At 46.2% G+C, this 15,943-nt stretch carries 11 protein-coding genes; 6 read left to right on the top strand and 5 right to left on the bottom strand.

Annotated features, from left to right (window positions below):
• Positions 1 to 92 precede the first annotated feature (92 nt).
• From nirD to OCV36_RS18830, 3 genes are all read left to right on the top strand, one after another.
• On the top strand, positions 93 to 437 hold the full coding sequence (gene nirD / locus OCV36_RS18840; protein ID WP_017106415.1) for a nitrite reductase small subunit NirD: 345 nt from the start codon (positions 93 to 95) through the stop codon (positions 435 to 437).
• Positions 438 to 579: 142 nt separating this feature from the next.
• Positions 580 to 2,049, top strand: coding sequence for a NarK family nitrate/nitrite MFS transporter (locus OCV36_RS18835; protein WP_135457649.1), 1,470 nt, complete (start codon positions 580 to 582; stop codon positions 2,047 to 2,049).
• 183 nt (positions 2,050 to 2,232) lie between these two features.
• The gene (locus OCV36_RS18830) at positions 2,233 to 4,023 is read left to right on the top strand and encodes a bifunctional protein-serine/threonine kinase/phosphatase (RefSeq protein ID WP_135457648.1); all 1,791 of its coding nucleotides are present in this window, start codon (positions 2,233 to 2,235) and stop codon (positions 4,021 to 4,023) included.
• Positions 4,024 to 4,106: 83 nt separating this feature from the next.
• On the opposite strand, the gene cra is transcribed toward OCV36_RS18830, so the two are convergent.
• Positions 4,107 to 5,111, bottom strand: coding sequence for a catabolite repressor/activator (cra, locus tag OCV36_RS18825; RefSeq protein WP_135457646.1), 1,005 nt, complete (start codon positions 5,109 to 5,111; stop codon positions 4,107 to 4,109).
• Positions 5,112 to 5,484: 373 nt separating this feature from the next.
• Here cra and fruB point away from each other — a divergent pair, with 373 nt between their 5' ends.
• From fruB to fruA, 3 genes are read left to right on the top strand one after another with little or no spacing between them, the layout of a single operon-like run.
• On the top strand, positions 5,485 to 6,618 hold the full coding sequence (fruB, locus tag OCV36_RS18820) for a fused PTS fructose transporter subunit IIA/HPr protein (RefSeq protein WP_135457645.1): 1,134 nt from the start codon (positions 5,485 to 5,487) through the stop codon (positions 6,616 to 6,618).
• Positions 6,619 to 6,627: 9 nt separating this feature from the next.
• Positions 6,628 to 7,605, top strand: coding sequence for a 1-phosphofructokinase (pfkB, locus tag OCV36_RS18815; protein ID WP_135457644.1), 978 nt, complete (start codon positions 6,628 to 6,630; stop codon positions 7,603 to 7,605).
• Positions 7,606 to 7,620: 15 nt separating this feature from the next.
• Positions 7,621 to 9,381, top strand: a complete 1,761-nt coding sequence (gene fruA, locus OCV36_RS18810; RefSeq protein WP_135457642.1) for a PTS fructose transporter subunit IIBC — start codon at positions 7,621 to 7,623, stop codon at positions 9,379 to 9,381.
• A gap of 115 nt (positions 9,382 to 9,496) precedes the next feature.
• On the opposite strand, the gene OCV36_RS18805 is transcribed toward fruA, so the two are convergent.
• Genes OCV36_RS18805 through OCV36_RS18790 form a run of 4 tightly spaced genes read right to left on the bottom strand, consistent with a single transcriptional unit; the run spans position 9,497 to position 15,834 of the window.
• Complete coding sequence (locus OCV36_RS18805) at positions 9,497 to 10,573, bottom strand: helix-turn-helix domain-containing protein (RefSeq protein ID WP_135457640.1); 1,077 nt, start codon at positions 10,571 to 10,573, stop codon at positions 9,497 to 9,499.
• Positions 10,570 to 13,782, bottom strand: a complete 3,213-nt coding sequence (locus OCV36_RS18800; protein WP_135457638.1) for an efflux RND transporter permease subunit — start codon at positions 13,780 to 13,782, stop codon at positions 10,570 to 10,572. The genes OCV36_RS18805 and OCV36_RS18800 overlap by 4 nt, the downstream gene beginning before the upstream one ends.
• Positions 13,779 to 14,957, bottom strand: a complete 1,179-nt coding sequence (locus OCV36_RS18795) for an efflux RND transporter periplasmic adaptor subunit (RefSeq protein WP_135457636.1) — start codon at positions 14,955 to 14,957, stop codon at positions 13,779 to 13,781. Before OCV36_RS18795 ends, OCV36_RS18800 begins: the two co-directional genes overlap by 4 nt.
• The gene (locus tag OCV36_RS18790) at positions 14,947 to 15,834 is read right to left on the bottom strand and encodes an ABC transporter six-transmembrane domain-containing protein (RefSeq protein ID WP_167853045.1); all 888 of its coding nucleotides are present in this window, start codon (positions 15,832 to 15,834) and stop codon (positions 14,947 to 14,949) included. Before OCV36_RS18790 ends, OCV36_RS18795 begins: the two co-directional genes overlap by 11 nt.
• Between the last annotated feature and the right edge of the window lie 109 nt (positions 15,835 to 15,943).

Genomic DNA, 15,943 nt, shown 5'->3' with positions numbered 1-15,943 from the left:
TAGTCGACAGTGGCGCAGCCCAAGAAAACCGCTGTCGGCTATCACCCTAATTGAATTGATTATTAGTTTTATGTTTTGACTAGGAGAAAGTCATGGAAAATTGGACAACCGTATGTAGCACCCGGGACTTAACCCCAAATGGTGGAATTTGCGCCAAAGTAGACGATAACCAAGTGGCTATTTTTTACTGCAAGCGCAGCGACACGCTTTATGGGCTCTCTAATTACGACCCTGTCGGCAAAGCGAATGTTATGTCACGTGGTATCATTGGTTCATTAAGCGGTGAGCCTTACGTAGCCTCGCCCTTATACAAGCAGCATTACCACTTAGAAACTGGCGCGTGCCTTGAACAACCCGATCTCAAGCTCGTGAAATTTGAAGTTCGCAAGCAAGGAGAGCAAGTACAGGTTCTCGCACCGCTTGCTATCGCCAGTTAACTAATCGCCGACATCATCATATAAACGCTTTATCAGCGTAAGCAATTTCGGCACAGGGTTTAGCCACATTAATGCGTTCGAATTTCGGAAGTAACGCACGAGCTAAAGCCGGGTAATTTTCCAGATTTAAAGGATTTAAACCATGGATAACACAAAATTTTCGCTGCTTTCATTTACGGGTAAGATGAAAACCTTACACCTAAGTTGGATGGCCTTTTTTATCACCTTTGTTGTGTGGTTCAACTTTGCCCCACTACTGCAAATGGTAAAAACCTCGCTTGGCCTTTCCACCGAAGAGATCAAAACACTGCTGATCCTCAACGTTGCGTTAACCATTCCTGCTCGTGTCGCAGTGGGTATGTTAACCGACAGATACGGCCCAAGATTGGTCTACTCGTCGCTACTCGCAATCTGTTCAATCCCTTGTTTTATGTTTGCGATGGCAGACTCTTTCATTCAAGCGGCTATTGCACGTTTCCTACTTGGCTTCATTGGCGCTGGCTTCGTCGTTGGTATTCGCCTTGTGTCTGAGTGGTTCCCACACAATGAACTGGGTACCGCAGAAGGTATTTACGGCGGTTGGGGTAACTTCGGTTCAGCAGCGGCAGCATTCACGCTTCCAACTCTGGCTCTAGCATTTGGTGGCGAAGACGGTTGGCGTTATGCGGTCGGTATTACTGGCCTTATGAGCTTAGCGTTCTCTTTTGTCTTCTACAAAAACGTAACGGATACACCAAAAGGTTCGACTTACTTCAAGCCTGCTCAAGTAACAGCGATGGAAGTAACATCAAAGGGTGACTTTTTCTTCTTACTTATTATGAAGATCCCGATGTATGCCGCTTTAGCGCTACTGACATGGAAGCTATCGCCAACCAACATCAACATGCTGTCTGACATGGCGGTTTACTCTGTGTATGCAGGTTTAGCTGCGCTTTACGTGTACGAAGTGTCGCAAGTTTGGAAAGTGAACAAAAACGTATTTAAAGAAGAAGTGCCAGAGATTCACCAGTACAAATTCAAGCAAGTTGCGGTACTTAACGTACTGTACTTCGCGACATTTGGTTCTGAACTGGCTGTTGTTTCTATGCTGCCACTGTTCTTCTCTGAAACCTTTGAATTAACACCGGTTCTTGCAGGTATGGTTGCATCGGCTTATGCCTTTATGAACCTAATGTCTCGCCCTGGTGGTGGTTGGATTTCAGATAAATTCGGTCGTAAACCAACACTGCTTATTCTAACGATTGGTCTTGCTGTGGGCTACTTCGCAATGGGTCAAGTAGACAGCACATGGCCTGTATGGCTAGCCGTTGTAGCAGCCATGGCGTGTTCTTTCTTCGTTCAAGCGGGTGAAGGTGCGGTATTTGCGACAGTTCCTCTAATCAAACGACGCATGACAGGTCAGATTGCGGGTATGACTGGAGCTTACGGCAACGTGGGTGCGGTAGTTTACCTAACAGTGCTGTCTTTCGTGAGCTACCAAACCTTCTTCTTAGTGATTGCTGCGACCGCCATACTTGGCTTTGTGACTCTACTATTCATGGAAGAGCCTAACGGTCAAATTGCCGAAGTGAACGACGATGGCAGTGTCACGCTGATTAATGTTTCAAACTAGTCTCAGTACTATGAAGCATTGATATTATTGAATCGGGAGAAGCACCTTAGCAGATACATCAACGCTAGGTGCTTCGTTCAAAGGCTCTAAGTTCACTAGAGCTTTTGTTCTTTCTCAGATGTGCTCTCAAGCAGATGAGAAAACGGCCAGTTAAGAAGACGGCAGTTAAGAAGAAGACCAGTTATGACAATTTCATTCAGCCAAGGACAAGTCACCACGCCAGAGTCAAACAACCAAATGACGCTGAAGTTTGGTGGTTATTCGAATAAAGGCGTACGTGATGAAAACCAAGACGCCATCATTGTAAAACACCCTAAAACTCGCGCTGAGCAAGAGCTAAAAGGCAGTGTTGCTTGCATTGCAGACGGCGCAAGTTGCAGTGAGCACGGCCAAAAAGCCAGTCACACCAGCGTGATGCAGTTTATTGATGACTACTACGCCACTCCAAAAAGCTGGAGCATTCAGCGCTCGGCGCAAAAGGTCTTAACCTCGCTCAATTCTTGGCTCTTCAACACGTCTGTTTCTAATATTCATCCCGCACAACAAGTGAACCACAATGCGCTCGTTTCGACTTTTAGCAGCGTGATATTAAAATCCAACACCGCACATATATTCCACGTTGGCGACAGCCGTATCTACTTATTAAGAGATGGAGAATTACGCCAACTGACACGTGACCACACTCGTAAGAACATGGGGCAGAAACATTACCTAACTCGAGCTTTGGGTATGGATAATCAGCTCAACGTTGACTATCAAACGCTTCCTATTAAGAAAGACGACTGCTTTATCCTGACATCTGATGGCGTACACGAGTTTGTCTCGCCCAACACATTCAAGGATCACATCGACAAACCAGGAGCGGATTTCGAATACGCGGCACAAACGATCTGCAATGCCGCTTTAGGCTACAATAGTTCCGATAACGTGAGCTGCTTGATTGTGCAGGTCAGTCACCTTCCTAAACCATCACTTATTGAATTCCATGAAAAGCTTGCCAAGCGCGCTATCCCACCCGCTTTAAAGCTTGGGCAAAGCATCGACAACTATATGGTACTTGAAGTGTTGTATGCAGGTTCAAGAAGCCATGTATACCGTGTGATGCAGAAAGAGACACAAACCGAATTCGTCTTGAAAGTACCGTCGGTTCAATACCACGATAGCCCCGCACAATTGAGCACCTTTTTTAACGAACAATGGGCAGGAATCCTGCTAAACAACAAGAAAGTAATGAAGGTCTACCCAACGCCAGAACACTCGCAATTCCTATATCAAATCTGCGAATGGGTAGAAGGCATCACGCTGAGACAGTGGATGTACGACAATCCAAAACCTTCACTCAAACAGGTGCGCGATATACTCGATAAAATCACACAAGGTATCCGAGTGCTACAACGTGCGGATATGGTGCACAGAGACTTAAAACCTGAAAACATCATGATTCAACGTGATGGCGAGATTAAAATCATCGACCTTGGAGCTGTGTTAGTAAGAGGAATTGAAGAAGGAAGTAAATCAGAGCAAGACTCAGTACCGTTGGGTGCCGTTAATTACATTGCACCGGAAACCATAAAGCACAATACCGCGACCACAAGTTCGGATCTGTTCTCTATCGCGGTCATCGGGTATGAAATGCTCACAGGCGAACTGCCCTATCCTGAGATGTCTGCACAATCGCTCAAGCAATCTCGTCACCATCAATGGGAATACCAACCGCTGACTCAAAAGCGCACTGACATACCAGCTTGGGTTGATTTGGTTTTGCAAAAAGCCTGTGCCGAATCACCAAGCGAACGCCATCAAGTGTTAGGGGATTTTGTGGCCGACCTTTACACACCTAACCAAAGCTTGGTGAAAAGCAAAGCCAAGCAACCTTTGATAAACCGAAATCCAATCCAGTTTTGGAAAGTGTTGGCTTTGTTGCTCGGCATTGTTGCGGTCGTAGAACTGGGTTTATTGTTAAACCCAAGCTAGATACGTTTACGAATTAGCCTAATCTAACCTAGCTTAATCTAAACAAAACGAGTCTAGTCTAGTCTCGTATAAACTAATGGCACTTAGCCTCGCCTAACTAAGCTTCTTGGCACTAACTCAATACCCGCTTGGTAACGTTTAGCTGAAGCATTCAAAGCAAGAGCAAAGGCACTATCCGCAATCACTTCAAACTGTTGCGGAAGTGAATGGACCTTAAAAGGCAAGAAATCGAGCAGTCGGTTATCACCAAAAGTCGCCAACTTCACCTGATTAACTAATTCCGGTTTTTCAACCATCACATCCAGTACACCTTCTAGTAAGGTGTAAGACATAGTGACAATCGCATCAGGAACCGTGCCTTTAGCTATCCACTCTTCAAAAACCGCACGCCCAGACTCTCTGTCAAAGTGTTCACCATAGCCCACAATTGTAGATTTGCTTTCTGAGAGTCCAACTTGCTGAGCATACGCTTTGTTGGCTGCTTCAAAACCCAGTTGGCGTTCACGTGAGATATTTAGGTCTGGCAATGCACCTATCAAGCCAACGCTATGAATACTTTCATCGAGAATCGAATGGGTCAGCTCAAACGCAGCTTCGAAATCTTCACTGATCACACAAGCAAAATGCTCGTCATCCAACGGACGGTCAATCGCAATTACGGGTGTGCCTGAATTTTGCAGCTTCAAGTAGAACTCATTGGCGTCTGGCATTGAGCTCGCCACCAACAACGCATCAATACGACGACTCACCAAAGCTTCCGCTACTTTGCGTTCGGTTTCAGCATCATCATCAGAACAACCAATCAGTATTTGATAGCCCACTTTACGTGAGTTCTGCTCTATCAGTTTTGCTAAACGCGCGTAACTGCTGTTTTCCAGGTCAGGAATAATCAAACCAAATGAACGGCTATTGCCAGCGCGCAATGACGAAGCAGCATGGTCTGGTCGGTAGTTATACTCTTCCACAACCGCCATGACTTTCTGCTGAGTCTTTTCACTGATTCTGTATTTCTGCGCCTTGCCGTTGATGACATAACTGGCTGTGGTTTTCGATACTCCAGCCAATTTAGCAATTTCATCAAGTGTCATATGGGTGACCTGTATTTTGTGCGTAGGATCATATAACCAATGATCTGATCCTCGGATTAGTTGAATTATATGCTGAATCGATTCAGTATAAAAGCTGAAAGGATTCAGCAAAATCTGAAAAGTGACTTCAATCATCCTTTTGAATGGATTGAGCGTCATTTGTTGTGATTCAACTTCTCGTTATTAACGAAACTGAAATTACAACACGCAGCAAAACTATTTTGAATATCAAAATCGGCTTTGCTGAATTTTTTTACACTGAATGCTGAACCGATTCAGCAAGCATAAGGCAACGAGTTAAACTCCATAAATCTTGCTCTAGACTGAATCGTAGCGATACACAAATTCTCAAGCGATACGCTAAAGAGGCACCATGCTTAAATTATCAAAATCTGACATCACTCTTGGTCAAACGGCCGATGACAAATTCAAAGCTATCCAGAACATTGCTGGCGACCTAACCGCGAAAGGCTTAGTTGACTCTGGTTACGTTGAAGGAATGCTGAACCGTGAAAACCAGAACTCAACGTTCCTAGGTAACGGCATCGCGATTCCTCACGGAACCACTGACACTCGTGGCCTAGTGAAAGAGACAGGCGTTGCGGTACACCACTTCCCTGAAGGTATTGATTGGGCAGACGGTAACCGTGTTTACGTAGCAATTGGTATTGCGGCGAAATCAGACGAGCACTTAGGCATTCTTAAGCAACTGACCAAAGTGCTAGCGGCTGACGGTGTTGAAGATAAATTAAAGCAAGCGAAATCAGAAGACGAAATCATCGCCCTACTTAACGGCGAAGTTCAGCTAGAAGCCGACCTAGATGCTTCTTTGGTTCAGCTACTGTTTCCTGCAAGCGACATGGTTCAAATGTCGGCAGTTGCAGGCGGCCTACTGAAAAATACAGGCTGTACTGACAACGCATTCGTTGCCGACCTAGTAACAAAAACACCGACTCACCTAGGCCAAGGCCTTTGGTTGTTGGGCAGCGATAAAGGCGTAACTCGCACTGGCGTATCGTTTGTTTCAACCGCAAACCATTGTGAATACGAAGGCACACCAGTTAAAGCGTTAGTAGCATTCGCCGCTTGTAACAGCGCGCACCAATCTATTCTGGCAAACCTAAGCAAGATGGTTTTCGAAGGTAAACAGAAACAACTGTTAACCGCTGATATTGCACAAGTGATTGGTCTTCTAAAAGGTGAAGCGGTTTCTACAGCTTCTCAAGACGATGACAACTGCGCAGTATTCAAAATCAAAAACGCACACGGCCTACACGCTCGTCCGGGCGCAATGCTAGTCGCTGAAGCGAAGAAATTCGAATCAACAATCCGCGTTTCAAACCTAGATGGTGACGGAAAAGAAGTGAACGCGAAAAGCTTGATGAAAGTCATCGCGCTTGGCGTTAAACACGGCCACCAGCTTCAATTTGTTGCTGAAGGTGATGATGCAGCACAAGCACTTGAATCGATTGGCAAAGCTATCGCTTCAGGCCTTGGCGAAGGTTAAGGAATCGATATGTCTGATAAACAAATCAAAGCCGTTACCGTTACGCTAAACCCTGCTCTCGACCTAACTGGCGCTATCGACGCACTTAACGTGGGTTCAGTGAGCCTAGTTAACAAAGGCTCTCTGCATGCAGCAGGCAAAGGTGTAAACGTAGCAAAAGTGCTTTCAGAGCTTGGCGCGAAAGTGACCGTAACAGGTTTTCTTGGCCGCAATAACGAAGAAGCCTTCTGCCACCTGTTTGAACAGATGGGCGCAACTGACCGCTTTATCCGTGTCGACGGTGCAACCCGCATCAACGTGAAATTGGTAGAGAACTCAGGCCAAGTAAGCGACATCAACTTCCCAGGTGTTCCTGTTAATGCTGACGCTATCAAAGCGTTTGAAGAAACCTTGTTAGAGCTTGCTGAAACACACGATTACTTCGTGATTGCAGGCAGCTTGCCACAAGGCGTATCGCCAGATCTTTGCGCTTCTTGGGTACAACGCTTGCGTGACCTAGGTAAAAAAGTGTTGTTCGACAGCAGCCGTGACGCACTTAAAGCCGGTATCAATGCACAACCTTGGTTGATTAAACCAAACGATGAAGAGCTTTCTCAGCTGTTCAATGCCGAACTGACAACACGTGACCAATGCCAACACGCAGGCCAAGCCCTGAGTGAAAAAGGCATCGATAACATCGTGGTATCACTTGGCGCAGAAGGCGTGATGTGGCTAAACCAAGGTGAATGGTTACATGCTCAACCGCCGCGTATGCAAGTGGTAAGCACTGTAGGCGCAGGTGACACCTTAGTTGCTGGCCTATGTTGGGGTCACATGCAACAGATGCCAAAACCAGAACTTATTAAATTCGCAACCGCCCTATCTGCTCTAGCAGTTTCACAGGTAGGCGTGGGCATCACCAGCCAACAAGAGCTGGATTCAGTACTACAAAATATCCAATTACAGTCGCTTAGTGCTCCAACTAGCCAGTTAGACACAAGCAAATAGGACAAAAGGTTTATTATGAATATTACCATTATCACAGCTTGCCCTAGTGGCGTAGCAAACAGCATCATCGCCGCAGGCTTGTTAGAGCAAGCGACAAAAGCACTGGGTTGGAACGCCACTATTGAATGTCAATCAAGCGTGCTACCTGACTCAACCGTATCGCAAGACACTATCGACAGTAGCGACGTTGTGGTTATCGCAGCCAATACCAACGTTGATAAAGCGCGCTTTGTCGGCAAGAAAGTGTACCAAGCGGCTATCTCTGAATGCACAGCTGATGCAAAAGCATTTCTAGAGAAAGCGGTAGCACAAGCAACGGTATTAGACGCTTCTCAAGTTGAGACTACAGTGGAAGTGACTGGCACCTCAGTAAACTCTTCTACAACAGCAAGCACAGGCAGCAAAAAGATCGTAGCGATTACCGCTTGCCCGACTGGTGTTGCACACACCTTTATGGCCGCTGAAGCGCTTGAAGCAGAAGGCAAACGCCTAGGTCACCAAATTAAAGTGGAAACTCGCGGCTCTGTAGGTGCGAAGAACCAACTGACAGACCAAGAAATCGCCGACGCTGACCTTGTTATCATCGCGGCAGACATCGATGTTCCTCTGGATCGTTTTAACGGCAAAGCGCTATACAAAACGACAACGGGTCCTGCGCTTAAGAAAACAAAGCAAGAGATGGAAAAAGCGTTCGCAGAAGCTAAACCATACCAACACACTGCGTCTTCAAATTCAGCACCTGCTGACGAGAAGAAAGGCGTGTACAAACATCTAATGACGGGTGTTTCTCACATGCTTCCAGTGGTCGTTGCAGGTGGTTTGATCATCGCACTCTCTTTCGTATTCGGTATTGAAGCGTTTAAAGAAGAAGGCACACTCGCAGCAGCATTGATGACTATCGGTGGTGGTTCTGCATTCGCACTGATGATTCCTGTTCTTGCTGGTTTCATTGCATTCTCAATTGCTGACCGTCCGGGTCTGGCTCCAGGTCTAATCGGCGGTATGCTGGCGAGCTCAACGGGCGCAGGTTTCCTAGGTGGTATCGCAGCAGGTTTCATTGCGGGTTACGCAGCGAAATTCATTGCCGACAAGGTTCAACTTCCACAATCCATGGAAGCCCTCAAGCCAATCCTGATCATTCCGTTTATCGCGAGTTTGTTCACTGGTCTTGTGATGGTTTACATCGTGGGTGGCCCTGTTTCTGGCGTGATGAGCGCAATGACAACTTTCCTAAACAACATGGGAACGTCTAACGCGATTCTTCTGGGTGTGATTCTAGGCGCAATGATGTGTTTCGACCTTGGTGGCCCAGTAAACAAAGCCGCTTACACATTTGGTGTTGGTCTACTGGCTTCGCAAACTTACGCACCAATGGCAGCAATCATGGCAGCAGGTATGGTTCCAGCTCTAGGTATGGGCCTTGCAACTTTCCTAGTGAAAGACAAGTTTGAAGCAGGCGAGCGTGAAGCAGGTAAAGCATCATTCGTTCTTGGCCTATGTTTCATCTCTGAAGGTGCAATACCATTCGCAGCGAAAGATCCAATGCGTGTTATCCCAGCTTGTATGGCAGGTGGTGCACTAACTGGCGCACTATCAATGATGTTTGGCGCACAGCTAATGGCTCCACACGGCGGCTTGTTCGTACTACTGATTCCTGGTGCTATCTCTCCGGTTCTTATGTACCTAGTGGCGATTGCAGCAGGTACGGCAGTAACAGGCTTCGGTTACGCAGCTCTTAAAAAGATGAGCAGCGATAAAGTGACAGCAGAGGCTTAATCCCCCTACTCTGTTTAACGGCTAAACCCGTCGAACAGAGGCTCTGATAAACTGTTCCTTGGTAAAACAGCTCCTTGAAATAATAAAAAGGCTCCTCATTTGAGGAGCCTTTTTATTATTCGCTGTCTTGCGTGGTTAAAATGGGTAACTGAAAAGAGAACGTCACGCCTTCCACATCATCCGTGTCGATCTGGCGAATCATCTCTACCAAATAACCTTGCACATCTAACTTCAAACCTTGTTGCTCAACCGCCTTAAACAGAGCTTCTAAGGCTGTGCTGTACGCCACATCCGAAACGAGATAGACCTCACAACACAAGTAGTATCCTTCGGGAATCACCCTATCATAACGCTCTTTGGCCACATGCCAGTTCCCAATTTCAGCGTCGATATCGCCCCAAGAGTTTCTCATTTGCTTGATCGGTAAGGTACTCATCAAGTGTGTCGATTTTTGGCCATATAACTCAAACACCGTGTCCCAATCAGGGTCATCCAATTTGATCTTTTTCATACCCCGCTCTGGATACCAAACCAACTCTGTTGGCATAGATTGCACGAGTTCTTTTTCTATTGATGACTGTAAACCTGGATGCGCGAGTTGTTGAATGAAATCCGCGGTCTCCTTAGGTGTTGCTTGAGAACCTAATTTTCGAACTTGTTTTGCGGTAACACCGAGCTCACGCTTCAATGCCTTTCCTAAAGATTGAGATGATGAAAAGCCGCAATATTGAGCAATTTCAATGACACTCCACGGTTCATCATTAAGTAGCAAGCCGACCGCGACTTGTAATCGAACACGACTTAGATACTGACCCGGTGTTTCATTAAACAACTCCGTAAACTGACGATGAAAGTGGTATGGCGAAATTGCGCTCTCGGTCGCTATATCTTCCCACGTACGGCGTTCAGCCCAGTCTTGATGCATCAACCTCAGTGCATGCGTAAAGCGTTTCTGAAGATGCTCGGGCAAAGATTCAATCAATGCAATCTCTGGCACCAGTTTAAAAGCTGGCACCAAATGCAAAGCAGGTTTGTTTTCTTGCGTCATACAGTCTTGGGTCTCAGGTACATTGGCTTTAGCCTTACTGTCGGATAGCTTTAATAAATCAGATGGCTTCAATGAATCGGATGTCTTCAATAGATCAGGTAGCTTGGTTTCACTATCGTCTTTGTCCTTTATAAAATCAATCACGAGCGATCCAAAGTGAGTTCTTCTAGTGGATCTTTTACGCGTAACTCTTGTTCGACTAAATCTTTTTGACCTAAGTCTTTTTCATCTAGTTCTTTTTCAACCAACGGCGGCTTGCGACAAAACAAACCAAGCAGCACAGGAATCAAAATCAGAGTCACCGCAGTAGCAAACAACTCACCAAACACCAAAGATACTGCCGCTGGTTTCAAGTATTGCGCCTGTTCTGCGGTTTCGCTTAGCAATGGCAACAATCCACACACAGTGGTAATGGTGGTTAAGAAAATTGCCCTTAAACGGCTAGTACCCGCAATGACTAACGCTTGCTGTAACGGTACGCCTTGGCGATATTCACTATTAAAGCGCGTGATCAACACCAGCGAGTCGTTAATCACGATACCTGTCATAGCCATCATGCCGAACATCGAAAGAATGCTTATGGGTAAATCCATTAAGTAGTGACCAAAAATCGCGCCTGCAAAACCAAACGGTATCACCGCCATGATGATCATCGGTTGCCAATAGGACTTCAAGGGCACCGCCAACAAAATGTAGATCATGATGAGCGTTAGAATCATCGTTGATTTGAAGCCGTTCGACACTTCACCTATCTCTTCAAATTCGCCGCCCGCTTTTATCGTCACACTTGGAAACTGTAAGTGCAGAGATTCAATCGTATCTTCGAGTTGCTCACGTGTTTTCTCTGGTGATTGGAGGTCTCGATTCTGCTTCCAATACAGGTTGATCACTTGTTCTCGGTCGCGGCGGTAAACCACTTGCGGTTCTTGCTCATGACGAAACTCAGCAATATCACCCATCATCACGCTTCCGCCATTAGGTAACATGATAATTGCCTGTTGTAGCTGAGCTAAGGTTCTGCGCTCATCTCTTGAGTATTGCAGCAACACCTTGGTCTCTTGTCCATTTTCTAATAGGCGATGAACTTCCCTTTCGCCGAACGCTTCACCTGCTAGCTGAGCCAGTTTCGCTTGCGTTAACCCTAGCTGCTGACCATATTGATTCAATACCAAGCGTACTTGCGGTAAACCATCCTGACCATCATCGTAAACATCCGATACGCCTTTCAACGAAGCCAAAGTATCCGCTAGCTCCTCGCTAACTAGGGAAGCAAGCTCACGATCATTGGAAGAGATCGTTAAGAATGTTCCACCTGCTGGTTCCTCTGCCGCGCTGAACTTAACCGAATATGCGCCTTCTATTTGGCCTGTGTTTTCTCTCCATCGCTTCAACAATAAATTACCCGGCAGTGAGCTTAAGGATTCGTTAGTAAGCTCAGCCGTCACTTCAATTTCACCATAGCCATCAGACCAAGCAAGCAGGTTCACAACAGGCTTTTCCTGTAATGGGTAATCGTCCATCAAGCCTTTTTCTACTTGTGTCATTGCTTGCTCTACTTGCAACAAGGCTTGGCGCTGTAAAGGCAGTGGTGCGCCATCTTCCAACTCAATAACCGCGGTGATGTAACGCCCCGGAATTTCAGGGAACAACGTACTGCGAATCGCACCGTTAGACCACATACCATAAGCCAGTGAGATAACCGCCACAAACCCAAGCAGGGACGCGACTTTGTAGCCAAGTGCAAACTCCAATACTGGCTTGTAGATCTTGAGATTAAACCACTGCAGTCCGCCTTGAGCAGTATTCTGAACCTTGACGAAGATACCTGTTGATGGCTTTTTCACAGAAAGCTGAGCCAAGTGTGACGGCAAAATAAACTTGCTTTCGATAAGCGAGAATATCAGCGCAAAGATCACCACTGCTGAAAACCCAGCCAATACTTTGGCTAGCTCGTTATTAATCCATAACATTGGAGAAAACGCAGCGATGGTTGTGAGCACACCAAACACGGTTGCCACTGATACTGAGTTAACGCCCTGCCAAGCGGCTGTCTTTCCGTTTAGATTTGAGGAGCCGTTTATATTTGAGAAACCATTGATGTTAGAAGAATAGCCGACGTTCCCCGTTCGTTTTTCATGTATCGCTTCACCTACCACAACCGCATCATCCACCAGCACACCGAGTACCAAGATAAAGCCAAACAGAGTGATGTCGTTGATGCTGTAGTTGAACAACTGCATTGCTGCCAACGTTCCAGTCAACGCAATTGGAATACCCATTGCGACCCAAAAGGCGAGCCTAATTTCAAGAAAGATCCCAAGTAGAACTACGACGATCAATAAGCCTTGCCACGCATTCTCACTCAAACGAAATAGCTGGTCTTCAATGTAAGGCGCCATGTCGGCCATGGCATTCAACTCAATATCCGACGGCAAAATTGCACGTTGCGTATCCAGTGTTTCACTGATCGCTTCGCTGACTTTAAGCAGGTTGTCGGTTTGGCTCGTGCTGACCAATAGCGCGATGGCGTTAGAACCGTTGTTACGTACGATAGAACCGCTGTATTGGTAGCCACGACTTAGCTTGGCGATGTCTCCCAGCAGTATTTTTCCGTTGCTTCCTGAAATCACAACAAGTTGGTTCAACTTCTGCAAATCATCAGCGTAACCGTCACCACGAATCACCATTCGACCTTTGTCACTAATCAGTTCACCACTACGAGTCTCAAGCGAACGCTGCTCAACGAGCTCTGCGAGATCTTCTAAGCTCAACCCTAACGCTTTCAGTTGGTCAGGATCTGGCTCGATAACCAATTGAGATGTGCGAGCTCCCCTATTTGATACCTTCGAGATACGCGGATTTTTCTTCAGCGCTTGTTCAATTTGCTTGGCGATGGGCTGCAGTTCGTCATCGGTTCTCGGCCCAGATACCACCACAAACGCCGCTAAATTGGTAAATTCGTTTCGCACAACTTGTGGCCTGTCTGCTTGCACAGGAAAGCCATTGATCGCATTGACTTGATTGCGAATATCGTCCAAAAGCTTGTCTAAATCGGTGCTACTGGTTTTACGGACCATGACCTGAGAAATCCCAGCACTCGACTGACTGGTGATCTGCTTGATGCCTGCAATACCACTAATTGACTCTTCTATTCGTTGAGTGACACTCTCATCGATCTGTTGCGCCGTGCCGCCAGGGTAAGTAACGCTGATACTGATGGAAGAGGGTGCGATTTGTGGAAACGACTCGACACGCAATTGTCCGAACGCAAGCACACCACTAATAACAATCGCCATCATCAACAAATTGGCAGCCACAGGATTATTGATAAACCATTTGGTCATCCAACTCATTGGTTCTCCTCCTCAATCCGTTCATCATCAGATTGGCTCGTGATCATGGATTCTGAACTATCATCTTGATAAAAGTTAGGCTCGACTTGCTTACCAATTAACATCGAAGAAAGTGGATATTGCACCACTCTGCGAACCTGTTCACTTTGCTGATTAAACCGAATGTCGAGCACCTGATTACCTTGCCCAATCAAGGATACCGACTCTTTACGTAGGCGATCATTGTTGTCTAACGTCCACACATATCCGTCTCGTGTCATCGCACTCAAAGGCACGCTGACCACGTTATCCTTCGACCCAAGATTAACCACCGCCTGAACCTGCTGATTTGGAAACAGTCTTGGCTTGCTTTGATAAGGCGCCTCAACCGAAAGTACGACTTGTCTTTGGCGAGTGAGCGAATCAACTTGCGGAGACACATAGCGCACTTTGGCAGGCCACTGACTCCCAGAACGACTCACTACTGTAATACTCGGTTCTGTCAGAGCGGCTTGGACTTGTTGCCAATGCATTTCAGAGATAGGTAACTCGATATCAATCGAATCACTGGCAACCAATTCAAAAGTCACTTGCCCCGCCTCTATCCACTCTCTCGGGCTGATATTGCGTTTCATGATCACAGCATCAAAGGGCGCGGTAATCACTGATTCTTCCAACAACTTCTGTGCACTTAGGTAAGCCTGTTTCGCTTGTTTCAGATTGGCTTTCGCTGCAAGTAATTGAGGCTCTCTGCGAGCAAAAGACGAACTCGTTTTCGGATTCAGCATTTTTAACGCGACCGTTTGCTCATGCTTAGCTTGCTTCAATTCCAATTCTGCTTGTTTTAATGAGCTCAACGCCTGAGCCAAGTTCGCATCAACCGCGCTAGTATCCAGCCTTGCCAACACATCGCCTTTTTTAACCAAATGTCCAGGTTCGATACTTTCATCTAACCATTTCAATTGCGCGCTACTGGACGCTTTCAACTGCACAGGCCAACGAGCAGCGGTTAAGCCTAATATCGTTAACATCGATTTATGCTCTGATGGTGTCACCTCTAAAACCATAACTGGAGCCAGTACCGCTTCTTTCTTAACTGGCTGGGCAGCTTTAGGCTCCAATTCATCAACGACAACCAACGCGATAAAGATGGCTGCACAACCGACTAATACAGACAGTGGCTTTTTAAATTTCATAAGGCATCTCCTTGGTAGCCTGTTGGACTGAGGTGTGGTTAAGTCGCTGACTGATTTCAGTAAGGCGAGAAAGGGTTTGTAGCGTAATTGGCAGCATCACGGCGGTTTCAACAAACTCCAGTGAATAGGTAACGATGGAGAACACTTGCCCCGCGGTCGGCTCAATAAGTTGGCTCACCATCCATAAATTTCCGATGACCGCGCCAAACAACACAATAAAAATCAGCCCGTAGACAACAGCTTCAGTATCAGACAACTTGATTTCACACTGTTTTAAGCGCTCAAAGTGCGAACGTAATGCAGACAAACGAGCACCGCTCAATAACTTAACCTGCTGTTCAACTTGGTCATTGAACTTGCCATTAAGCCGCGTAAACATCCGATGGAAGACACCATAGATAACTAGCATCGAAATCCCAGCGAACAACATGCAAAGTGCCAATGAAAAATGGAATGTAGAGAGGATAATCACGGTTGCGACAAGCTGAACCACTGCCGTCATCAAAGAAGGTAAATCGTCTTCTAGGAAATCGACCAGTTCGCGAGACATCGTTAATCGAGCGTCTTTGGTCGAAATAGATAAGCCACGCAGGTTACGCTCAACAAGATTCGAGAGCTTTACCCGAATAGCACCGTAAACACGGGTATCATAAAAACGGCGAATGACACTGATGATAACCAGAACAATTAGAATCAGTGCCAACATCATTAAAGGTTGAAAGCTCTGATTTAACACACCGTCGATGGCATAACCAATAAACAGTGGTAGCAGAATTAGCATCACATTTTCAGCAAGCACCATTAGCCAAGTCACAGAGACCTTTAATGGGTTAAGCCGAATAACCGTCAGCAAAGAGATGGGATGTTTGAATAGCATTATTGAGCCCATAAATGAATATGGCGCCAGTATTACCAATCCGACATGGAAAAAAGTGTCCCAAATTGCTGTATTAACAAATTAGACGACAGACTCGCTTAGTAACTAG

It is taken from the genome of Vibrio echinoideorum (assembly GCF_024347455.1).
GTDB lineage: Bacteria > Pseudomonadota > Gammaproteobacteria > Enterobacterales > Vibrionaceae > Vibrio > Vibrio echinoideorum.
Note: the sequence above shows the minus strand (reverse complement) of the source record. Positions and strands in the feature narration are given on the sequence as shown.